This is a genomic window from Agrococcus lahaulensis DSM 17612, from assembly GCF_000425105.1.
In the GTDB taxonomy this organism is placed as follows: domain Bacteria; phylum Actinomycetota; class Actinomycetes; order Actinomycetales; family Microbacteriaceae; genus Agrococcus; species Agrococcus lahaulensis.
In genome coordinates, this window is record NZ_AULD01000005.1 from 807291 (window position 1) to 829636 (window position 22346).

Sequence of the window (22346 nt, forward strand, 5' to 3'; positions counted from 1 at the left end):
TCCGTCGGCAACGGGGGAACCTGACAGGGTGAGGATGTCTTCTGGCACCGCCGAGAGGACCCCCATGTCACGCCCCCTCGCGATCACCGCCGCCGTCGCCGCGCTGCTCGCGCTCACCGGCTGCGCCGGCGCAGCCGCCCCCGCGCCGAGCGAGCCCGCGGCGTCCTTCACGGCTGCACCCTCCGCGAGTGCCCCGACAGATCCGTCGGCGGAGCCAAGCGCGAGCGCCGACCCGCTCGTGATGACGGACGACTGGCTCGAGTACGCCACGAGCGACGGCAGCGCCTCGTTCCGCTACCCGCCGACCTGGACGCTCGAAGCCGACTCGGAGCCGTTCTCGCCCGGTGGCAGCACCGACACGCAGTCTCCCGAGCGCTGGGCGGACTCGGCGACGCTCACCGCTCCGAACGGGCAGCAGCTGCTCGCGATGCACGACTTCGTCGACATCGGCGGCACCTGCGGCGGCGTCACGTTCCCCTTGGAGGTGCTCGCGACGGAACCCGCGCGCGCGGAGCCGCTGCTGCCCGACGCCGGCGACCCGGTCATCGCCACGGTCGCGCTCGGCACCGATGACGACCGCTGGCGCGTCGGGGTCGGCATCACGTCTTCCGGATCGATCGAGCGCGCCGACGCCTGCCACGTGTACTTCGTCGGCAGCTCCTCCGACGGCGGTGTGAGCTTCGGCACGCACTTCCAGCTGAACAGCGGCGGCGACGACCCGCTCTGGACCGTCGACTCGCTCGACGACGCGCGCGCCTACATGGAGACCGACGAGTACGCGACGATCGTCGAGATCCTGCGCTCCTTCGAGACGAGGTGACGCGCGACGGCCGGAGGAGCGGTGCGCGCCGGTAGGTTTGTCTCACCCACGCCGACCGCCAGGAGCGCAGATGGACTTCAGCCACGTCGAGGCCGACCTCGCCAAGACACTCATCACCGAGGAGGAGCTCCACGCGAAGCTCCAGGAGCTCGCGCGCGAGATCGAGGCCGACTACGAGGGCAAGGACCTCCTGCTCGTCGGCGTGCTGCGCGGCGCGGTCATGGTGATGGCCGATCTCGCCCGCGCGCTGCAGCGCCACATCGAGATGGACTGGATGGCGGTCTCGTCCTACGGCTCAGGCACTGTCTCGTCGGGCGTCGTCCGCATCCTGAAGGACCTCGACAGCGACCTCACCGGCCGCAACGTGCTCATCGTCGAGGACATCATCGACTCGGGCCTGACCCTCTCGTGGCTGCGCGCCAACCTCGAGTCGCGCGGCGCCGCATCCGTCGAGATCTGCACGATGCTCCGCAAGCCCGACGCGCTCAAGGTGCAGGTCGACGTGAAGTACTGCGGCTTCGACATCCCCAACGAGTTCGTCATCGGCTACGGCCTCGACTACGCCGAGAAGTACCGCAACCTGCGCGGCATCGGCGTGCTGGCGCCGCACGTCTACTCCGGGGAGTAGGCCGGATGTCTTGGGTCGCGCTCGCGCGCTCGTCGCGATCGCCGCAGGGCGGCGCGCTCACAGCGGCGCTCGCGCGAGCGTCTGGGACGATGGTCGCGTGAAGCCGCTCCGCCGTCCGCTCGCGCCCCTCGCCCTTCTCGGAGCGGCCCTCGTGCTCGTCGGTTGCTCGGGCGCGCCGTCGCCGGATCCCGATGCCGGGCCCTCCATCCCGCCCGGCATCACCGCGCCGCCGCCGACCGCGCCCGCGGCCGAGGCGCCGCCAGAGGTCGAGTCGTCGCTGCCCGCCGAGATCGCCGGCGTCGACACGACGGGCTGGCAGCAGATCCTCGTGCCGAGCGGCACCGCGACCTTCCGCATCCCCGCCGAGTGGACCGTCGCGGAGGCGCCCGGGGGGCTCGACGTCCTCAGCGCCGACGGGGAGCGGCAGCTCGGCTACGCCGAGGACCCCGACACGGGCGACGGCACGTGCGTCGACGGCTCCGGCACGCCGGTCGGGTGGCGCACGCTCGGCCTCGACCGCCAGGAGGTCGCGATCGACGGCGCCGCCGGCGCCGCGTTCGGCGCTGCGGCCCTGCAGCTGGGCGACCAATGGGTCTTCAGCATGGGCCTGCTGCCCGCCGACGCCGCGCAGCGGCCGCAGTGCCCGCTCGTCAACGCGATCGAGACCCCCTCCGGCGCCGTCTCGTTCGGCTCCGAGGTCGTCGCGAGCGGCGCGGGCGACGGAGCCCCGTGGGCCGTGCCGTCGCTCGAGGCCGCGCAGCAGTACGTCGCCGACCCCGAGTACGCGACCCTGCGCGCCGTCGTGATGTCGCTCGAGCTGCTCCAGGGCTAGCTGCCGCCGCGCCCACAGCGAACAGCCGGATGGGCGCGGGGCGCGCGGCGATAGCCTGGGCGAATGGCGACTGAGAAGGACAAGGACAAGGGCTTCAAGAGGTTCTTGCGCGGACCGATCCCGTGGATCGCGCTCGCGCTCCTGATCGTCGGCATCGCGTTCAGCTTCTTCATGACCCCGCAGTTCCGGCCGGTGCAGACCGACGTCGGCATGCAGCTCATCGCCGACGGCGACGTCGCCCAGGCGCGCATCGTCGACGGCGAGCAGCGCGTCGACCTCATGCTCACCGAGCCGCACGAGGAGTACGGCGAGCGGGTGCAGTTCTACTACGTCGAGCCGCGCGGCGAGGAGCTCGTCGACGCCATCACCGAGGCGAACCCCGAGAACGGCTACATCGACGAGGTGCCGCAGGCGAACTGGCTGCTGTCGCTGTTCAGCATCCTGCTGCCCGTGCTGCTGCTCGGCGCGCTCTTCTACTTCTTCATGACCCGGCTCTCGGGCGGCAACCGCGGCGTCATGCAGTTCGGCAAGTCGAAGGCGCAGCTCATCTCGAAGGACATGCCGCAGGTGAAGTTCGCGGATGTCGCGGGCGCCGACGAGGCGGTCGAGGAGCTCGGCGAGATCAAGGAGTTCCTGCAGGACCCGTCGAAGTTCCAGGCGGTCGGCGCGCGCATCCCGAAGGGCGTGCTGCTCTACGGCCCTCCCGGCACCGGCAAGACGCTCCTCGCGCGAGCCGTCGCGGGCGAGGCGGGCGTGCCGTTCTACTCGATCTCGGGCTCCGACTTCGTCGAGATGTTCGTCGGCGTCGGCGCGAGCCGCGTGCGCGACCTCTTCGAGCAGGCGAAGGAGAACGCCCCGGCGATCATCTTCGTCGACGAGATCGACGCCGTCGGCCGCCAGCGCGGCGCGGGCCTCGGCGGCGGTCACGACGAGCGCGAGCAGACGCTCAACCAGCTGCTCGTCGAGATGGACGGCTTCGACGTCAAGACGAACGTCATCCTCATCGCCGCGACGAACCGCCCCGACATCCTCGACCCCGCGCTGCTGCGCCCGGGCCGCTTCGACCGCCAGATCGGCGTCGACGCCCCCGACATGAAGGGCCGCGAGACGATCCTGAAGGTGCACGCGAAGGGCAAGCCGATCGCCCCGGGCGTCGACCTGTCGGTGCTCGCGCGGAAGACGCCCGGCTTCACGGGCGCCGACCTCGCGAACGTCCTCAACGAGGCGGCGCTGCTGACCGCGCGCGGCAACCTGACGCAGATCACCGACGAGGCGCTCGACGAGGCCGTCGACCGCGTGATGGCGGGCCCCCAGCGCCGCACGCGCGTCATGAACGACAAGGAGCGGCTCATCACCGCCTACCACGAGGGCGGCCACGCGCTCGCGGCGGCGGCGATGCGGCACTCCGACCCCGTCACGAAGGTGACCATCCTGCCGCGCGGCCGTGCCCTCGGCTACACGATGGTGCTGCCCGTCAACGACAAGTACTCCGTCACCCGCAACGAGCTGCTCGACCAGCTCACCTACGCGATGGGCGGTCGCGTCGCCGAGGAGATCGTCTTCCACGACCCGACGACCGGTGCCGGCAACGACATCGAGAAGGCGACCGGCATCGCCCGCAAGATGGTGACCGAGTACGGCATGACCGCGGCGATCGGCGCCGTCAAGCTCGGCAGCGCCCAGTCGGAGGCCTTCTTCGGCCGCGACATGGGCGGCGGCCGCGACTACTCGCCGTCGCTCTCGGAGGCGGTCGACCGCGAGGTGCGCGCGCTCATCGAGCAGGCGCACACCGAGGCGTGGCAAGTGCTCAACAAGAACCGCGACGTCCTCGACCGGCTCGCGGGCGAGCTGCTCGAGCGCGAGACGCTCGACCACCTCGCGCTCGCCGAGATCTTCGCCGACGTCGAGAAGCTGCCCGAGCGACCGCAGTGGCTCTCGCACCCCGACCGGCCGGTGAGCGATCGGCCGCCGATCGAGCTGCCGGTGTCGCAGCACGTCGACGAGGTCGTCGAGCCCGACGTCGCCACCGAGCCCGCGGGCTGATGGCCGTCGACCGGACGCGCATCGCCGCGGCCGTGCGCGAGCTGCTCGCGGCGATCGGCGACGACCCGGCGCGGCCCGGGCTCGCCGAGACGCCGCGCCGCGTGGCCGAGGCCTACGCGGAGTACTTCGCGGGCGTCGGCGAGGATGCGTCCGCCCACCTCGACACCGCCGACCTCGCGGGCGAGCGGGGCGAGATGGTGCTGCTGCGCGACATCGAGTTCCGCTCGATGTGCGAGCACCACCTGCTGCCGTTCACGGGCATCGCCCACGTCGCCTACCTGCCCGGCGACCGCATCGTCGGCCTCGGCCGCATCCCGCGGGTCGTCGAGACGATCGCGTCGCGGCCGCAGATCCAGGAGCGCCTCACCGACGAGATCGCCGACGCGCTCGTCGCGGGCCTCGAGCCCGAGGGCGTGCTCGTCGTCGTCGACGCGGTGCACGGATGCGTCGGGGCGCGCGGGTCGAGGCAGGTCAACTCCTCGACGGTGACGGTGGCGAGCCGCGGCCGGCTCGCGGAGCCGATCGAGCGGGCTGAGATCATGGCCCTGATCGGCGAGCGGAGGTGACGATGACCGAGGTATGGGGCATCCTCAACGTCACGCCCGACTCGTTCAGCGACGGCGGTCGCTACGTCGACCCGGGCGCGGCGATCGCGCATGCACGGCGCCTCCGCGCGCAGGGCGCCGACGTCATCGACATCGGCGGCGAGTCGACCCGGCCGGGCGCGACGCCGCTCGACCCCACCGAGGAGCTCGCGCGCATCCTGCCGGTCGTCGAGGAGCTCGTCCGCGAGGGCATCCGGGTCTCGGTCGACACCATCCACGCATCCACCGCCCGCGCCGTCATCGCCGCGGGGGCCGAGATCATCAACGACGTCACCGCCGGCCTGCACGACGAGGGGATGCTCGGCGCGGTCGCCGAGGGCGGCGCGCGCATCGTGCTCATGCACTCGCGCGGCATCGACGTGACGCAGGACACGCACTACGACGACGTGGTCACCGAGGTCGTCGAGCACCTCGCCGCGCGCGTCGAGGCCGCGGTCGCCGCAGGGATCCCGCGCGAGCGCATCGTCGTCGACCCCGGCTTCGGGTTCTCGAAGGAGCCGGGCGACAACTGGCGCCTGCTCGCGAACCTCCACCGGGTGATCGGGCTCGGCCTCCCGGTGCTCGTCGGCACGAGCCGCAAGCGCTTCCTCGGCGCGCTGCTGCCCGAGGGCGCACCGGTCGAGGAGCGCGATGCGCCGACGGCCGCGACCTCGCTGCTCGCGGCGCAGCGCGGCGCGCACGCGCTCCGCGTGCACGACGTCGCCTCGACCGCGTCGGCGCTCCGCGCGCTCATCGCCGCCGAGCGCGCCGACGGGCCGCGGTGGGACAACGCGGCCGGCGACATCGAGCGGCTCGCCGGCTCCATCGCGCTGCGCGGCATCCGCGCTCGCGGTCACCACGGCGTGCTGCCGGAGGAGCGGCGCGACGGCCAGGAGTTCGTCATCGACGTCGATCTGGTGCTCGACGTGCGCGACGCGGTCGCGAGCGACGACGTCACCCGCACGGTCCACTACGGCGAGCTCGCCGAGCGCATCGTCGCCGCGGTCGAGCGCGACCCCGTCGACCTCATCGAGACGCTCGCCGACCGGATCGCGCGAGTGTGCCTCGAGGACCGTCGGGTCGACCACGCGCACGTCACCGTGCACAAGCCCAGCGCGCCGATCGCGGTGCCGTTCGGCGACGTGTCGGTCTCGCTCGGCCGCGGTCGGCTCCGGCAGCGGGAGGGGATCCGATGAGGCTCCAGCTCGAGCGCCGCGCCGTCCTCTCGCTCGGCGCGAACCTCGGCGACCGGGTCGCGACCATCGACGCCGCCGTGCGCGCGCTCGACGCGATCGACGGCATCCGGGTCCTGCTCCGCTCGAGCGCGTGGGAGTCGCCGTCGTGGCACCCCGACGGCGAGGGGCTCTCGCCCGACTACGTGAACATCGTCGTGATCGTCGGCACGACGCTCGAGCCGATCGACCTGCTCGACGCCGTGCAGGCGGTCGAGACCGCGCTCGGCCGCGAGCGGTCGCAGCGATGGGGGAGCCGCACGATCGACATCGACATCGTCGCGATCGGCGAGATGGAGCACGCCGAGGATCGGCTCGTCATCCCGCACCCGCGGGCGCACGAGCGGCAGTTCGTGCTGCAGCCGTGGCTCGAGGTCGACCCGCGCGCGTCGATCCCCGGCCACGGGCCGATCGCCGAGCTCGCGGAGTACGCGCACGGCGATGCGTGGAAGCTGCCGTGACGCGCACGAGCCCACTCGTCGTCGGGCTGCTCGTCGCCGCTGCCGCGCTCGTCGGCTGGCTGCTCGAGGCGATGCTCGTCATGACCGGCCGCGCGGCGCTCGTGCCGCCGCTCACGCTCGGCCCCGCGCTCGCGGTGCTCGGCGGCGTGCTGCTCATCGCCGCGTGGCCCGTGCGGCAAGCGGGGCGAGGCAAGCGGCGCATCGACTACCGGCACGCGACGGGCGTGCTCGGCTTCGCCAAGGCATCCGCGACCCTCGGAGCGCTGCTCGCCGGCGCCGCGCTCGGCGCGATCGGCTTCTTCTCGACCCGCTCGGTCGTCGCCGAGCACGCGCTCGTCGCGCTCGGCGTCGTGCTGGTCGGGGCGCTGCTGCAGCTCGTCGCGGGGCTCGTCGCCGAGTCGTGGTGCGTGCTGCCGCCGGACGACGACGAGACGGCGCCGAGCGCATCCGCGCCCGAGCCGGCCTGACTGGGCTTCGATGCGCGCGCCTGCGGCGCTCCTCCGGGGTGAGGCCTCGATACGCGCGCCCGGGGCGCGCCTCCGGGGTGAGGCCTCGATACGCGCGCCCTGGGGCGCGCTACTCGGCCTTGAGCCCTGCGCGCAGAAGTCGGCTTCGCCGACTTGTGCGCTCCGGGCTCAACGTTCCGGCGCGGGCTGGAAGCTCGTCATCGACTCGGCGTCGAACGCCTCGCGGATCTGCTCGACGCCGTCCCAGTTGACGTAGACGACCGATTGCGAGCCCTCCATGCCGGTGCCGAGCGTCGGCATCGTGAAGGTCTGCACGCGCGAGGAGTCGAGCTGCGCCATCTGCGTCGCGAGCTGGACGCCGACGGGCAGCGAGAGCGTGTCGGTCATCGCCATGTGCGGCGAGACGGTCGCGAAGATGTCGGCGAGCCGGTCGGGGTTCGTGAGGTTCTCGCGCGTCATGAGCTGCTCGATCGCGCCCCGCAGCAGCGCCCGCTGGTTGTGGGCGCGCTGGTAGTCGCCGTCGCTGAAGGGGTAGCGGGCGCGCACGTAGGCGAGCGCCGCGTCGCCCTCGACGGTGATCTCGCCCGCAGGGAACGAGTAGGCGCCCTCGCTGAAGGCGATGTCGTTCTGCAGCGTGACGCCGCCGAGCGCGGTCGTGAGGTCCTTGAAGCCCTCGAAGTCGATCACCGCGACGTGGTCGATGCGCTGGTCGATGATGCCCTCGACCGTCTGCACCATGAGCGGCACGCCGCCGAGCGCGAGCGCCGCGTTGACCTTGCGCATGCCCGGGTGGCCGGGGATCTCGACCCACGAGTCGCGCATGATCGACATGATCTGCACCGTCTCGCGGTCGGGCGGGATGTGGGCGACGAGGATGGTGTCGGCGCGGTCGCCGAGCCCGGTGAGCAGCGAGCCGTCGGTCGCGCGCGAGTCGCTGCCGAGCAGCAGCACGTTGACGGGCGCGTTGCCCTCGACCGGCTCGACCGACGGCCGCAGCGACTCCTCGGGGAACGCCGTCTCGATCGTCTCGACCTGCTGCAGCGAGGGGTTGACGCGCAGGAAGTACCAGCCGATCGCGGCCAGCAGGGCGAGCACGATGACGCCGACGATCCCGACGGCGATCCATCGGCCGGTGTGGCGCTTGCGCTGCTCGGTGTCGGTCGTCACCCGACGAGTATCCCAGACCGCCGGGCGGCTCCCGGGCGGCTAGCCTGGCCACGCCTGGATCGATCGCCGGAGGAACCGGCAGAGGAGGAACTGTGGCCGAGCGCCTGGACGTCCCCGGCGAGTGGCAGCGCGTGAGCATGCGCTACGCCCTCGTCGACTCGATCGGCAACGTGATCGGCTGGGCCGTGCTCGGCATCGGCGTCACCGTGCCGATCTGGTTCGCGAACGACCAGCAGCTGCCGATGCCGTGGGGCTGGATCCCGATCGCGGCCGCGGTCGTGCTCTCGATCGTGAGCGCCGTGTGGGCGTTCCTCCGCACCCGCACCATCGGCTACCTGCAGCGCGCCGACGACCTGCTCGTGCGCCGCGGCATGCTCTTCCGCCGCTTCGTCGCCGTGCCCTACGGCCGCATGCAGATCGTCGACATCACGCAGGGCCCGCTCGAGCGGATGTTCGGGCTCAAGACCCTCAAGTTCGTCACCGCCGCCGCGTCGAGCGCGATCACGATCCCCGGCATGCCGGGCTCGACGGCGGAGGAGCTGCGCGACCACCTCGTCGACGTCTCCGAGTCGCGACGGGCGGGTCTGTGACCGACCCGCAGCAGCAGCCCCCCGGCCCGCAGGCGGGCTGGCACCCGCCGCAGCCCGCGGCGGGCTCGCAGCAGCAGGCCGACCCGACGCATCCGCCCGCCTTCGGCATGCAGCAGCAGCCGGGCCCGGGCGCCGCACCGAGCGCGCAGCAGCAGGCGCACCAGAAGGCCATCGAGCTCGTCGACGGCGAGTGGCACCGGCTGCACCCCGCGACCCCGCTGCTGCGCGGCGGCCTCGCGCTCATCATCGTGCTCGGCATCCTCATCTCGACCTTCCGCGACCGCGTGCTGGGCGCGTTCGTGCCCGACGAGTTCGACGAGTTCAACGACGACCCCTTCGGCGACTTCATCGTCGAGCAGCTGCTGTGGGTGCTGCTCGGTGTCATCGCGCTCGTCGCGGTGGCCGTCGCGCTCTTCTGGGTCGCGTGGCGAGTGCACCGCTTCCGCATCACGGGCGACGCGGTCGAGGTCGAGCAGGGCATCCTCGTCAAGAAGCACCGGCGCGCGCCGCTCGCGCGCATCCAGGCGATCAACATCCAGAAGCCGTGGTTCGCGCGGCTGCTCGGCGCGTGCAAGTTCGAGGTGCAGCAGGCGGGCAACGACTCGAACGTCGACCTCAACTACCTGAGCTCGTCCGTGGCGGATGCGCTGCGGTACCAGATCATGGACCGCGCGTCGGGCCGCTCGGCCGGCGACGCCGAGCGGCTCGCCGCCGAGCGCGGCGCGGCGGGGGGCGCCTCGGTCGTCGACGACTTCCTGCGGCCGGACGCCGAGATCGCCCACCTCGCGCCCGACTCGCTCGTGCGCATCCCCGTGCAGCGCATCGCGCTCTCGTCGCTGCTCGACGGCACGATCGCGTGGGCGGTCGCCTACCTCGTCGTGACGCTCGTCGTGATCATCGGCTTCCAGCAATGGTGGGCGGTGTTCGCGCTCCTGCCCGGCGCGTTCGCGTTCTTCGTCGCGGGCATGAAGTCGCTCGGCTCGAAGCTGCGCTACTCGATCGCCGCGACGCCCGACGGCATCCGCCTCGCCTACGGCCTCGCGTCGACGACGACGGAGATCATCCCGCCGGGCCGCATCTTCGCGCTGCAGATCAAGCAGCCGCTGCTGTGGCGGCCGTTCGGCTGGTGGCAGGTGACGTTCACGCGCGCCGGCAAGATGAAGCCCGACGGTTCGGGGCAGGGCGGGAGCAGTCAGATGGCGAGCTACCTGCTGCCCGTTGGCGACCTGCGCGACGTGCGCACCGTCGTCGGGCTCGTGCTGCCCGAGCTGGCCCAGTCGCCGCTCATCGACGCCGGCCTCTTCGGCCAGGCGCCCGACGCCTTCGTCGTCAGCCCGCCGCGGGCGCGCATCTTCCGGTGGTTCTCCGTCCAGCGCAACGGCTTCCACGTGCACGACGCGGCGTTCCTGCTGCGCCACGGGCGCATCTGGCGCTCGATGCACCTCGTGCCGCAAGCGCGCGTGCAGTCGGTCGCGCTGCAGCAGGGGCCGATCTACGGCCTCGCGCGTCTCGCGCGCGTCCAGCTCCACGTGCCCGACACGGTGCTGTCGCCGGGCATCGGCGCGATCGACCAGGGCGACGCGAGCACGCTCTTCGAGCACGCGATGCGCTCGATCAAGGTCGCGATCGACCGGGATGCGTCGGAGTCGTGGGCGAGCGCGCTCTCCCGCAACGCCGTGCTCGAGACGGCACCGGCGGTGCAGGACGGGCTCATGGCGCCGCCGAGCGGGCCGGGCGCCGCTGCCTCCGGGCAGCCGCACGCGCCGTCGGCGCCGGCTGGAGGCGGGTGGCCGGCGGCGCAGGGGCAGCTCGGGCAGCCGTGGCCGCCCGCGCAGCAGCAGCAGCCGTGGCGACCGGCGCAGCAGCAGCCGTGGCAGCCCGCCCAGCAGCCGCAGCCGCAGCCGTGGCCGCCGGTCGGTGCACAGCAGCCGTGGCAGCCCGCGCCGCAGCCGTGGCGACCAGCGCAGCAGCAGCCGGCGCACCCGCCGCAGCAGCCGTTCGCCCCGGGGTCGCAGCCGGCGGCGCACCACGACCCGGAGCCGGGCGCCCCTGCGAGCGCACCCGACGCATCCCGACCCGATCCGGCCGACCCCGACGCCCGCTGGCGCCGTCCTCGCCATGGGCGCTGACCGGTCGCCCGGGAGCAGCTCGTGAGCGCCGCGGACGCGACGGGCAGGCCCGGTCGGCTCGGCGTCGGCATTGTCGGCGCGGGCCGCGTCGGCCCCGTGCTCGGCGCGGCGCTCGCGGGCGCGGGCCACGCGATCGTCGGCATCGTCGCGACCGGCGCGGATGCGATCGAGCGCGCCGAGGCGCTCATGCCGGGCGTGCCGCTGCTCGACACCCCCACGCTCGTCGAGCGCAGCGAGCTCGTGCTGCTCGCGGTGCCGAGCTCGGAACTGCCGGGCCTCGTCGCGGGCCTCGCCGCGACGGGCGCGTGGCAGCCGGGGCAGCTCGTGGTGCACACCGCCGCCGAGCACGGCGTCGAGGTGCTGCGGCCTGCGATCGAGCGCGGCGCGATCCCCATCGCGCTGCACCCCGCGATGGCGTTCACCGGCACGTCGCTCGACCTCTCGCGGCTGCTCGAGTCGACGATCGCGGTCACTGCGCCCGGTCCCGTGCTGCCCATCGGGCAAGCGCTCGCGGTCGAGATGGGCGCCGAGCCGATCGTCGTCGACGAGGCCGATCGCGCCGCGTACGCCGAGGCGATCGGCGCCGCTCGCGACTTCGCCGAAGGGATCGTCGCGCAGGCGCTGCGGCAGCTGCACGAGCTGGGCGTAGAGCGGCCCGGGCGCGTGCTCGGCGGCGTCGTGCGCTCGGCGGTCGAGTCGGCGCTCGCGCGCTATCCCGACCCGCCGCTCGAGCCCTGACCCTCGCTCGACCGGCCGGGTGCGCCGCCGACCGGTCGCCGGGCCTCGGCCGCGCCCAGCCGGCCGAGCGGCGCGCGCCCTGCCGGTCGCGCGGCCGCGCACCCGCCCGCACCTATCCTTGGCTGGTGCCCGAGCCCATCCAGAGCCTGACGACCGTCGACGACGCGCGCGCCTTCGTCGCCGCCGAGCGCGCGGCCGGGCGCCGCATCGCGCTCGTGCCAACGATGGGAGCGCTGCACGAGGGGCACCTCGAGCTCGTCCGCACCGCCCGCGAGCACGCCGACACCGTCGTCGCCTCCGTCTTCGTCAACCCGATGCAGTTCGGCGCGAACGAGGACCTTGACCGCTACCCGCGCACCCCCGAGACCGACACCGCGCAGCTCATCGTGCTCGGCGCCGAGGCGCTCTTCATGCCCGAGGTCGAGGAGATGTACCCCGACGGCGGCCGCTCCGAGACGCTCGTGACCGCGGGCCGACTCGGCGGCGTGCTCGAGGGCAGCAGCCGCCCCGGCCACTTCGACGGCGTGCTGACCGTCGTGACGAAGCTGCTCTCGATCATCACGCCCGACGTCGCCGTCTTCGGCGAGAAGGACGCGCAGCAGCTCTTCCTCGTGCGCCGCATGGTGCGCGACCTCAACCTGCCGGTGCGGATCATCGGGGTGCCGACGGTGCGCGAGCCCGACGGCCTCGCGCTCTCGAGCCGCAATCGGCTCCTGCGGCCGGCCGAGCGCACCGACGCGCTCGCCCTCTCGCGCGCGCTCGAGGCCGCCGGCGCCGTCGCAGCCGAGGGCGTCCAGGCGATGCTCGCGGCGGCGCGCGCCGTGCTCGAGCGCGAGCCGGGCGTCGAGCTCGACTACCTCGCGGTCGTCGACCCCGCGACGTTCCTCTTCGCCCCCGACGACCACCGGGGCCCCGCGCAGGTCCTCGTCGCCGCCCGAGTCGGCAGCGTGCGCCTCATCGACAACGCGGTGTTCGCCATCGCCTGACCCGCTCGCCGGGCGCGAGCGGCGGATGCGCTCCGGCAGCCGGGCGGACGGCGCTCGGTAGGATCGGGAGTCGTGACCGAGACGCCGAACGCCCATGCCGAGATCGCCGGCGCATCCGCCGAGCACGAGCGCGCCGACTGGGTCTCGCGCCTCGCCGACGAGGTGATCGCCGAGGCCGACGCGCGCGGCACGAAGCCCGTCGCCGCATCCGGCATCTCGCCCTCCGGTCCCATCCACCTCGGCAACTTCCGCGAGGTCATGAGCCCGCACCTCGTCGTCGACGAGCTGCAGCGCCGCGGCATCGAGGCCGAGCACATCTTCAGCTGGGACGACTACGACCGCTTCCGGAAGGTGCCGGCCGGCATCGAGGGCGTCGACGAGTCGTGGGCCGAGCACATCGGCAAGCCGCTCACGAGCGTGCCCGCCCCGCCCGGGAGCGAGCACGAGTCGTGGGCCGCGCACTTCCGCGCCCAGGCCGAGGCATCGTTCGCCGAGGCGGGCATCCGCTACCGCGGCATCAGCCAGACCGAGCAGTACCAGGCGGGCGCCTACACCGAGCAGATCCTGCACGCGATGCGCCACCGCCGCGAGATCGACGCGATCCTCGCGCAGTACCGCACCCTGCCCGCCGCGAAGGACGAGGACGAGGAGCTGCAGCGCGCCCTCGACGCCTCCTCGGGCGCGGCGAGCGAGAGCGACGGCTCGGGCGGCGCCGAGTACTACCCCTACAAGCCCTACTGCACGAGCTGCGGCAAGGACCTCACGACGATCGAGGCCTACGACGACGACTCGACCGAGATGACCTACGCGTGCCGGTGCGGGCACCGCGAGACGGTGCTGCTGCGCGAGTTCCGCTCCGGCAAGCTCGTCTGGAAGGTCGACTGGCCCATGCGCTGGGCCTTCGAGCGGGTCGTGTTCGAGCCGAGCGGCGTCGACCACCAGTCGCCCGGCTCGTCCTTCCAGGTCGGGCTCGAGCTCGCGCCGGTCTTCGGCTGGCAGCGCCCGCTCGGCCCGATGTACGCGTTCGTCGGCTTCGGCGGCGTCGCGAAGATGTCGTCCTCGCGCGGCGGCGCGCCCGTGCCCGCCGACGCGCTCGCGGTCATGGAGGCGCCGGTGCTGCGCTGGCTCTACGCCCGCCGCCGCATGAACCAGTCGTTCGACGTCGCCTTCGGCTCCGAGCTGCAGCGCACCTACGACGAGTGGGATGCGCTCGCGCGGAAGGCCGCCGCCGGCACCGCCCAGCCCGCCGAGCTCGCGGCGCTCGAGCGCGCGACCTCCACCGCGCACGAGCGGCTGCCCGAGACGCCGCGCCGCGTCGCCTACCGCACCCTCGCATCCGTCGTCGACATCACCTTCGGCGACGAGGAGCAGATCCTGCGGATCCTGCGCGGCCTCGACGCCGACGACCCGATCACCGACCTCGACGCGCTGCGCCCGCGGCTCGACCGCGTCGAGGCGTGGGTCGCGACCCACATGCCCGCCGAGGAGCACACGATCGTGCGCGCCGAGCCCGACCGCGAGGCGCTCGACGCGCTCACCGAGGGGGAGCGGGATGCGCTCCGGCTGCTGCTCGACGGCGGCGGCGGCCTGCCGCCGATCGAGGAGGCGTGGACGCTCGACGGCCTCACCAACCAGGCCTACGGCGTCGCGAAGGTGCAGCGCGGGCTCGAGCCCGACGCGATCGTGAAGGGCGACAAGGAGCTCTCGGCCGCGCAGCGCGCGTTCTTCGCGCTGCTCTACCGGCTGCTCGTGGGCCGCGAGACGGGACCGCGCATCCCGACGCTCCTGCTCGCGATCGGCCGCGAGCGCGTGCGCGAGCTGCTCACCTGACTCCACGCGCCGCGAGCAGCTCCGCTCGCGCAGCCTGATGGAAGCGCATCGACATCGGACGGCGATGCGCACGCCCCGGCACGCATCCCGCGGTTCGGGCAGGATGAGGGGATGGTGACCTCGGCCGACGTCGGACCCCGGGTGCTCGTGGTCGAGGACGAGGAGCCGCTGGCCCGGTTGGTCGCGACCTACCTCGAGAGAGGACGGTTCGAGGTCCGCACGACTGGCGACGGCGCGGATGCGATCGCCATCGCCCGCGAATGGGATCCGGACGTCGTGGTGCTCGATCTCGGTCTTCCGGGCGCGGACGGGGTCCGGGTGTGCCGCGCGCTCCGGACGTTCTCCGACTGCTACGTCGTGATGCTCACCGCGCGCGCGGAGGAGGTCGACAAGCTGGTCGGGCTCGCGGTCGGCGCGGACGACTACCTCACCAAGCCGTTCAGCCCGCGCGAGCTGGTCGCACGCGTGAAGACGATGATGCGACGGCCGCGCGAGCGTGCTCGGCGAGCGGCCGAGCCGCCACTCACGTTCGGCAGCCTCACGCTGGATGCAGCGGGCAGGGAGGCCCTGGTCGATGGCCGGCCGGTGCGCTTGACGAGGACGGAGTTCGACGTCCTGATGGCGCTCGCGACCCGGCCAGAGCTCGCGCTCTCCCGCAGGGAGATCATCGATGCAGTCTGGGGATCGGACTGGGTCGGGGACGAGCACCTCGTCGACGTCCACGTCGCGCACGTGCGCCGCAAGCTCGGGGATGACCCGGCCGCCCCCGACTTCGTCCGCACCGTGCGCGGCGTCGGCTATCGCATGGGCGCCGGTCGGTGAAGGGTCGGTGGGCGCTCGTCGGTCGCTCGAGGCTGCAGGCGAGGGGGCTGCGCGCTCGCCTGCTGGCGGCGATCGCCATCGCGGTCGGCGTCGGCTCTCTGACCGCGTGGGCCGTGGGCTCAGCCGTGGGGCCGCCCATCTTCCACGCGCACCTGCTCGAATCCGGGACCGCAGACCCGGCCGTCAATCGGCACGCAGAAGAAGCCTTCCGCACCGCCTCGGCGTTGAGCCTCTCACTGGCGCTCGTCGCCGCCGCCGTCACGTCGATCGTCATCAGCGCCTTCCTCGCGCGCCGGATCCAGCGCCGACTCGCCGGGGTCCGCAGCGCGGCGGAGCAGGTCGCGGTCGGCGACTACTCGGCTCGCGCTCCGCTGCTCGGCATGGGGTCGGAGTTCGACGAGCTCGCGCGGGCGTTCAACCGCATGGCGGTCGACCTGGCGGGGCTCGAGGTCGCGCGTACCCGGATGCTGAGCGAGCTCGCTCACGAGATGAGGACGCCGGCCGCCGTGCTCGAGGCCTACCTCGAAGCCATTCGCGATGGCGTCGCCCGTGCCGACGCACCGACCATCGAGATGCTGCGAGCACAGGTCGCGCGCCTCACTCGCCTGAGCCAGGACATCGCGCTCGTCACGACGGCCGAGGAGGGGCGGCTCGCCATGCGGCGCACCCGTGTGCCGGCGGGGCGGCTCCTCGATGACGCTGCCGCCCAGATCATCGGCCGTGCCGTCGCCGCAGGCGTGGCGTTCAGCGTGGACGTACCACCGAGCGCCGCCGCTGCACTGCTCGACGCCGATGTCGATCGGCTGGGTCAAGTGCTCACGAACCTGCTGGACAACGCGCTGCGGCACACCCCGGCCGGTGGTCACGTGCGCCTCGGCGCTGCTCGCGTCGGCGCCCTGCTCCGGATCACGGTGCGGGACGACGGGGAGGGCATCCCGCAGGAGCACGTGCCCCGCATCTTCGATCGCTTCTACCGCGTCGATACCGCGCGCGATCGGGCTCACGGCGGCTCGGGGGTAGGGCTGGCCATCGTCCGGGCGATCACGGAGGCCCACGGCGGCTCCGTGAGTGCCGCCAGCGGCGGGCCAGGACAGGGAACGGTGATCGCGGTCGAGCTGCCCTTGGCGCCGGACGGGTCGTGCAGTCTCGGGGCCGGGTCATGAAGGTTCCGTGAAGTCGCTCACCCGAACGGATCCGGGACTCCGCATCCTCGGTAGACATGAGGGTGAACCGAGTGCGGACGCTCTGGGCAGATGAGTCCCGGCACCACCGATCCGGGCCGCGGTCCCGGACCGGCGGAGACCCCGCACTGCGAACACTCGAGGAGAGATGAACCTGATGAAGAGCATCCGCAAGCGCGGTGCCGTCGCCGGCACCGCGATCGTGGTGTCCCTCGCGCTCGCCGCCTGCAGCGGCGCCAGCAGCACCACGACACCCGATGCGACACCTCCAAGCGCTGCACCGACCGCGTCTTCGACCGGGGAGGCCGGCGCGAGCCACAACGACGCCGACACCATGTTCGCCCAGATGATGATCGTCCACCACGAGGGCGCCATCGAGATGGCTGACCTCGCCGTCGAGCGGGCGGCGAGCGAAGAGGTCCGATCCCTCGCGGAGGGGATCTCCGCTGCCCAGGGGCCCGAGATCGAGAAGATGACCTCGTGGCTCGAGGCGTGGGGCGAGGAGACCATGAGCATGGGCGGCATGGACCACGGCGGGATGGACATGGACGGCATGAGCCAGGAGGAGGCCATGGCGGAGCTCGCGGGCCTCTCCGGGGTCGAGTTCGATCGCCGATTCCTCGAGCTCATGATCGCGCACCACGAGGGCGCCGTCGAGATGGCGCAGACCGAGCTGGAAGACGGTCAGAACACCGAGGCGCTCGCGCTCTCCGAGCAGATCGTCGCGGATCAGGAGGCGGAGATCGCTGAGATGCAGCAGCTGCTGTCGACAATCTGACGGGCTTCTGGCATCGTCGGGATCACCGCGTCGATCCCCCTGATGCTGGTCCTCACGACGCACTACTGAGAGGAACGATGCGCCATGGGTGAGACGGAAGAGACCGTCGTCATGGAGATGGTGGGAGTGCACTGGGCGTCCTCGAAGGCCGTCACGGAGACCAGTCTGTCCCGTCGTCCCGGCGTGACGCGCGTGGATGCCAATCCCGTCTCGCAGACCGCGACCGTCACGTTCGACCCGACGGTGACGTCGATCGCCGACCTGACCGAATGGATCCGCGACTGCGGCTATCACTGCTCCGGCCAGTCCGTGCCCGACCACCTCTGCGACCCGATGGGCGATCACGCGGCTCGGGGTGACGGCGACTCCCACCACAGCCAGGGTGCCGGATCCATCGCCCACGCCGCACATGCCGACGCCGGGCCGGCCCGCGACAGCCGGCTCGGTACCCGCGAGGCGCAGGACGTCATGGGTCACGGCGGCGGCCACGGCATGTCGATGGGATCGATGATCCGCGACATGCGGAACCGCTTCCTGGTGGCGGCGATGCTCTCGGTGCCGATCACGCTGTGGTCGCCGATCGGGCGCGAGGTCCTCGGCTTCACCGTCCCGGCGCCGTTCGGCCTGCGCGACGACGTCTTCGCGCTCATCCTCTCCCTGCCGGTGATCTTCTACGCGGCGTGGATCTTCTTCGACGGCGCCTACCGGGCGCTGCGCGCGCGGACGCTCGACATGATGGTCCTCGTCGCCGTGGGCGTGGGAGCGGGATGGATCTACAGCCTCGTCGTCACCCTCACGGGCGGCGGGGAGGTGTTCTACGAAGCGGCCACCGTGCTGGCCACCTTCGTGCTGCTGGGGCACTGGGTCGAGATGCGGGCCAGGGGCGGTGCGAACGATGCGGTGCGCACGTTGCTCGAGCTGGCGCCGCCGAAGGCTCTCGTCATCCGCGACGGCGAGACCATCGAGCTTCCGACGGCCGAGGTGATGCCCGGCGACCTGATGCTCGTGCGCCCCGGATCGAAGATCCCGACGGATGGGGTGGTGGAGTCGGGCGAGTCGGAGATCGACGAGTCCATGGTGACGGGGGAGAGCCTGCCCGTGTCCAAGTCGCCCGGAGCCGACGTGATCGGCGCGTCCGTGAACACCACCGGGACGCTGCGGGTCAGGGCGACCCGAGTCGGCGCCGATACCGCACTGGCGCAGATCGTCGCCCTCGTGCAGGAGGCGCAGAACTCGAAGGCCCCCGGTCAGCGGCTCGCGGATCGGGCAGCGTTCTGGCTCGTCTTCGTCGCGCTGATCGGAGGGTCGGCCACATTCCTTGCCTGGTGGCTCGCGGGCGCTGGCGTTCCGCAAGCCATCCTCTTCGCCATCACCGTCGTCGTCATCACCTGCCCCGATGCCCTGGGCCTCGCCACGCCGACGGCCATCATGGTGGGCACCGGGCTGGGAGCCAAGCGCGGCATCCTGTTCAAGAACGCGACCGCCCTCGAGACCGCGTCCGGCATCGACACCGTGGTGATGGACAAGACCGGCACCCTGACCAAGGGGGAGCCGGAGGTCACCGATTTCATCGCCCACGGCATCGACGAGGACGAGCTCCTGGCGCTCGTCGCCGCGGTCGAGCGGGAGTCCGAGCACCCGCTGGCGGGGGCCGTCGTGGACTACGCCGTCGCCCGCGGCGTCCGCTCGACGACGGCGAGCGCCTTCCGGAACGTGCCTGGGCACGGCGCCGGCGCGACCGTCGACGGACGGAAGATCTTCGTCGGCAACCGCAAGCTGATGGTCGGCGAAGGGATCGACCTGGCCCTCGTGGCACAGGAGCGGGAGTCCCTCGCGTCGACGGGCCGGACCGCCGTGCTCGTGGCCGTGGACGGCAGGGCTGTCGGCGTCATCGCCCTCGCCGATGCCGCACGCGAGACTGCCGCACCCGCTGTCGCGGCCCTGCACGAAGCCGGCATCGAGGTCGTCATGCTCTCCGGAGACAACGAGGCGACCGCCAACCGGATCGCCGCCCAGCTCGGCATCGACACCGTCATCGCCGAGGTCCTGCCCGGTGACAAGGCTGTCAAGATGCGGGAGCTGCAGCAGGCCGGCAAGCGCGTGGCGATGGTCGGGGACGGCGTGAACGACGCGCCCGCGCTGGCTCAGGCAGACCTGGGCATCGCGATCGGCGCCGGCACCGACGTGGCCATCGAGACCGCAGACGTCGTGCTGATGCGATCCGATCCGCTCGATGTCCCCATCGCCCTGACGATCGGCAAGGGCACCGTGCGCAAGATGCGTCAGAACCTGGCGTGGGCGATCGGGTACAACGTCATCGCCCTGCCGATCGCAGCCGGAGTCTTCTATCCCGCGTTCGGACTCATGCTCAGCCCCGAGATCGCCGCGATCTCCATGTCCGGTTCCAGTGTGATCGTCGCCGTGAACGCCCTGCTGCTGAAGCGCTTGCGCTTGCCGAGCCCCGTCGAAGCCGCAGCCGGTGCGAAGCGCGACCGGCCGCTCCCGGAGCCGAGCGGTGCCCGGCAGCCGTCCCAGCAGGTGAAGGCCGAATCGTCTGAGAGACAGGAGACCCCGTGAACGCGCAGGGCCAGCCCGAGCCGGCAACCGTCCTCGACCCCCAGCAACTGGAACGCATCCACGCCTGGTGGCGGGCGGCCAACTACCTGTCGGTGGGACAGATCTACCTCATGGACAATCCGCTCCTCCGCGAGCCGCTGCTGCCCGAGCACGTCAAGCCGCGCCTCCTCGGCCACTGGGGGACGACCCCCGGGCTCAACTTCATCTACGCGCACCTCAACCGGGCGATCATCGAGCGAGACCTCGACACGATCTACGTCATGGGCCCCGGGCACGGCGGGCCGGGCCCGGTGGCGGCGGCGTGGCTCGAAGGCACGTACAGCGAGACCTACCCGAACATCTCGCAGGACGCCGTGGGGATGGAGCGGCTGTTCCGCCAGTTCTCGTTCCCCGGTGGGATTCCCAGCCATGTCGCGCCGGAGACTCCCGGCTCGATCCACGAGGGCGGGGAGCTTGGCTACGCGCTCTCGCACGCCTACGGTGCGGCGTTCGACAATCCGGAGCTGATCGTCGCCGCCGTGGTGGGTGACGGCGAGGCGGAGACCGGTCCCCTTGCCGCGAGCTGGCATTCGAACAAGTTCATCGATCCGGCCCGCGACGGCACCGTGCTGCCGATCCTCCACCTGAACGGCTACAAGATCGCGAATCCGACAGTGCTGGACCGGATCGACCGGGACGAGCTGGACGGCCTGCTGCGGGGCTACGGCCACACGCCGCACTACGTCGAGGGCGATGATCCCGGGCAGATGCACCAGGACTTCGCCAGAGCTCTGGACGCCTGCCTCGACCAGATCGCGGAGATCAAGCGGCGAGCCAGCGAGGACGGCATGAACGAGCGTCCTCGCTGGCCGATGATCGTGCTGAGGTCCCCGAAGGGCTGGACAGGGCCAGCCGAGGTGGACGGGAAGAAGGTCGAAGGCTCCTGGCGCTCCCACCAGGTGCCCTTCAGCGCCGCTCGTGAGGACGACGGCCACCGAAAGGTGCTGGAGGACTGGCTGCGCAGCTACCGTCCCGAGGAGCTGTTCGACGAGAGCGGTGCTCCCGTCGAGGCGATCCGGACCCTGCACCCGACGGGCGCCCGCCGGATGAGCGCGAACCCCCATGCGAACGGCGGCGTGCTGCTTCGCGCATTGCGCATGCCGGAGTTCCGCGACTATGCGGTCGCGGTGACGGAACCGGGCACGGGGGCGGTCGAGTCCACGCGAGTGCTGGGCGAGATGCTGCGAGACGTGATGGCGATGAACTCGGACACCTTCCGGGTCTTCGCCCCGGACGAGAACAACTCCAACCGACTGGACGCAGTGCTCGAGGCGACGGATCGGACATGGAACGCGCGCACGGTGCCGGAAGACGATCGCCTCGCCCGAGACGGCCGAGTGATGGAGATCCTGTCCGAGCACACCTGCCAGGGTTGGCTCGAGGGCTATCTGCTGACGGGCCGACACGGGTTCTTCTCGTGCTACGAGGCGTTCGTGCACATCGTCGACTCGATGTTCAACCAGCACGCCAAGTGGCTCGACACCGCCAACCGCATCGAATGGCGCAGACCCATCGCATCGCTGAACTACCTGCTGACCTCGCACGTGTGGCGGCAGGATCACAACGGCTTCTCGCACCAGGATCCGGGCTTCATCGATCACGTGATCAACAAGAAGCCAGAGGTGATCCGCGTCTACCTGCCGCCGGACGCGAACACGCTGCTGTCCGTCGCCGATCACTGCCTGCGAAGCCGCCAGTACGTCAACGTCATCGTGGCGGGCAAGCAGCCGCAGCTGCAGTACCTCGACATGGAATCCGCCGTCGTGCACTGCACCAAGGGGATCGGCATCTGGGAATGGGCGAGCTCCGACGCGGGTGCCGAGCCCGACGTCGTGATGGCTTGCGCCGGCGACGTGCCGACGATGGAGACGCTCGCGGCCGTCGACTTCCTGCGCACTCGCTTCCCCGACCTGCGCATCCGAGTGGTCAACGTCGTCGACCTCATGCGGCTGCAGGACGATGCTGAGAACCCGCACGGGCTGACGGACCGCGACTTCGACGCGCTCTTCACGACAGGCGCGCCGGTGATCTTCGCCTACCACGGCTACCCCTGGCTGATCCACCGGCTGACCTACCGGCGCACGAACCACCACAACTTCCACGTGCGCGGGTACAAGGAGGAGGGCACGACCACCACCCCGTTCGACATGTGCGTGCTCAACCAGATCGACCGCTTCAGTCTGGCCATCGACGTGATCGACCGCGTTCCGCGGCTTCGCGAGAGCTCAGCCCACGTGCGCGAGGAGCTCAAGGACAAGCTGCTCGAGCACCGCCAGTACATCCGAGTCCACGGCGAGGACATGCCAGAGATCACCGACTGGCAGTGGTCGTGGGGGCCCGATCCGGCAGGCCGGCCGCAGAGCGGCACCGTGGACCGATCCGTCTAGCATGCGCCTGTCCAGCCGAGCCGGTGGCGCGACGGAGCCCGAACCGACGCGCCAC

19 protein-coding genes are annotated in these 22346 nt (G+C 71.9%); 18 read left to right on the forward strand and 1 reads right to left on the reverse strand.

Annotation, left to right across the window (positions count from 1 at the left end):
• Positions 1-64 precede the first annotated feature (64 nt).
• The 8 genes from H508_RS0104515 (at position 65) to H508_RS0104550 (ending at position 7067) form a co-directional block, all read left to right on the forward strand.
• Positions 65-820 (forward strand): hypothetical protein, encoded by a 756-nt coding sequence (locus H508_RS0104515; RefSeq protein WP_026373194.1) that lies wholly within the window; start codon positions 65-67, stop codon positions 818-820.
• A 70-nt stretch (positions 821-890) separates the two neighbouring features.
• Complete coding sequence (hpt, locus tag H508_RS0104520) at positions 891-1448, forward strand: hypoxanthine phosphoribosyltransferase (RefSeq protein WP_021010982.1); 558 nt, start codon at positions 891-893, stop codon at positions 1446-1448.
• Between the two features lie 97 nt (positions 1449-1545).
• Positions 1546-2280: a hypothetical protein gene (locus H508_RS0104525; protein ID WP_026373195.1), complete on the forward strand. Its 735-nt coding sequence runs from the start codon at positions 1546-1548 to the stop codon at positions 2278-2280.
• A 63-nt stretch (positions 2281-2343) separates the two neighbouring features.
• Complete coding sequence (gene ftsH, locus H508_RS14520) at positions 2344-4323, forward strand: ATP-dependent zinc metalloprotease FtsH (protein WP_051222678.1); 1980 nt, start codon at positions 2344-2346, stop codon at positions 4321-4323.
• Positions 4323-4889 (forward strand): GTP cyclohydrolase I FolE, encoded by a 567-nt coding sequence (gene folE, locus H508_RS0104535; RefSeq protein ID WP_026373196.1) that lies wholly within the window; start codon positions 4323-4325, stop codon positions 4887-4889. Before ftsH ends, folE begins: the two co-directional genes overlap by 1 nt.
• Before the next feature lie 2 nt (positions 4890-4891).
• Positions 4892-6103 carry a dihydropteroate synthase gene (folP, locus tag H508_RS17520; RefSeq protein WP_035253775.1) on the forward strand — a complete coding sequence of 404 codons (1212 nt, stop codon included), beginning with the start codon at positions 4892-4894 and terminating at the stop codon, positions 6101-6103.
• Positions 6100-6600: a 2-amino-4-hydroxy-6-hydroxymethyldihydropteridine diphosphokinase gene (gene folK, locus H508_RS14530; RefSeq protein WP_051222680.1), complete on the forward strand. Its 501-nt coding sequence runs from the start codon at positions 6100-6102 to the stop codon at positions 6598-6600. The genes folP and folK overlap by 4 nt, the downstream gene beginning before the upstream one ends.
• A complete protein-coding gene (locus H508_RS0104550) occupies positions 6597-7067 on the forward strand; it encodes a DUF3180 family protein (protein WP_026373197.1) in 471 nt (156 codons plus the stop codon). Before folK ends, H508_RS0104550 begins: the two co-directional genes overlap by 4 nt.
• A 168-nt stretch (positions 7068-7235) precedes the next feature.
• Here the strand turns inward: H508_RS0104550 and H508_RS0104555 are convergent, their stop codons facing one another.
• Complete coding sequence (locus H508_RS0104555; RefSeq protein WP_026373198.1) at positions 7236-8234, reverse strand: LCP family protein; 999 nt, start codon at positions 8232-8234, stop codon at positions 7236-7238.
• 92 nt (positions 8235-8326) lie between these two features.
• Here H508_RS0104555 and H508_RS0104560 point away from each other — a divergent pair, with 92 nt between their 5' ends.
• The 10 genes from H508_RS0104560 to H508_RS14560 all read left to right on the forward strand — a co-directional run bounded on the left by H508_RS0104560 (position 8327) and on the right by H508_RS14560 (position 22291).
• Positions 8327-8824 carry a PH domain-containing protein gene (locus tag H508_RS0104560; RefSeq protein ID WP_026373199.1) on the forward strand — a complete coding sequence of 166 codons (498 nt, stop codon included), beginning with the start codon at positions 8327-8329 and terminating at the stop codon, positions 8822-8824.
• Entirely contained in the window at positions 8821-10953 is a 2133-nt protein-coding gene (locus H508_RS14535; RefSeq protein WP_051222682.1) for a PH domain-containing protein, read from the forward strand. The genes H508_RS0104560 and H508_RS14535 overlap by 4 nt, the downstream gene beginning before the upstream one ends.
• A gap of 21 nt (positions 10954-10974) precedes the next feature.
• Positions 10975-11691 carry a DUF2520 domain-containing protein gene (locus tag H508_RS14545; RefSeq protein ID WP_035253778.1) on the forward strand — a complete coding sequence of 239 codons (717 nt, stop codon included), beginning with the start codon at positions 10975-10977 and terminating at the stop codon, positions 11689-11691.
• 125 nt (positions 11692-11816) lie between these two features.
• Positions 11817-12677, forward strand: coding sequence for a pantoate--beta-alanine ligase (panC, locus tag H508_RS0104575; RefSeq protein WP_035253780.1), 861 nt, complete (start codon positions 11817-11819; stop codon positions 12675-12677).
• Positions 12678-12749: 72 nt separating this feature from the next.
• The gene (gene lysS / locus H508_RS0104580) at positions 12750-14507 is read left to right on the forward strand and encodes a lysine--tRNA ligase (protein ID WP_425393445.1); all 1758 of its coding nucleotides are present in this window, start codon (positions 12750-12752) and stop codon (positions 14505-14507) included.
• A 111-nt stretch (positions 14508-14618) separates the two neighbouring features.
• Positions 14619-15329 (forward strand): response regulator transcription factor, encoded by a 711-nt coding sequence (locus H508_RS0104585; protein WP_026373201.1) that lies wholly within the window; start codon positions 14619-14621, stop codon positions 15327-15329.
• Positions 15326-16492 (forward strand): HAMP domain-containing sensor histidine kinase, encoded by a 1167-nt coding sequence (locus H508_RS14550; protein WP_245569442.1) that lies wholly within the window; start codon positions 15326-15328, stop codon positions 16490-16492. Before H508_RS0104585 ends, H508_RS14550 begins: the two co-directional genes overlap by 4 nt.
• A 175-nt stretch (positions 16493-16667) precedes the next feature.
• Positions 16668-17288, forward strand: a complete 621-nt coding sequence (locus H508_RS0104595; RefSeq protein ID WP_035254071.1) for a DUF305 domain-containing protein — start codon at positions 16668-16670, stop codon at positions 17286-17288.
• A gap of 84 nt (positions 17289-17372) precedes the next feature.
• Complete coding sequence (locus H508_RS14555; protein WP_051222684.1) at positions 17373-19865, forward strand: heavy metal translocating P-type ATPase; 2493 nt, start codon at positions 17373-17375, stop codon at positions 19863-19865.
• A complete protein-coding gene (locus tag H508_RS14560) occupies positions 19862-22291 on the forward strand; it encodes a phosphoketolase family protein (RefSeq protein WP_035253781.1) in 2430 nt (809 codons plus the stop codon). The genes H508_RS14555 and H508_RS14560 overlap by 4 nt, the downstream gene beginning before the upstream one ends.
• The last annotated feature ends 55 nt before the right edge of the window (positions 22292-22346 follow it).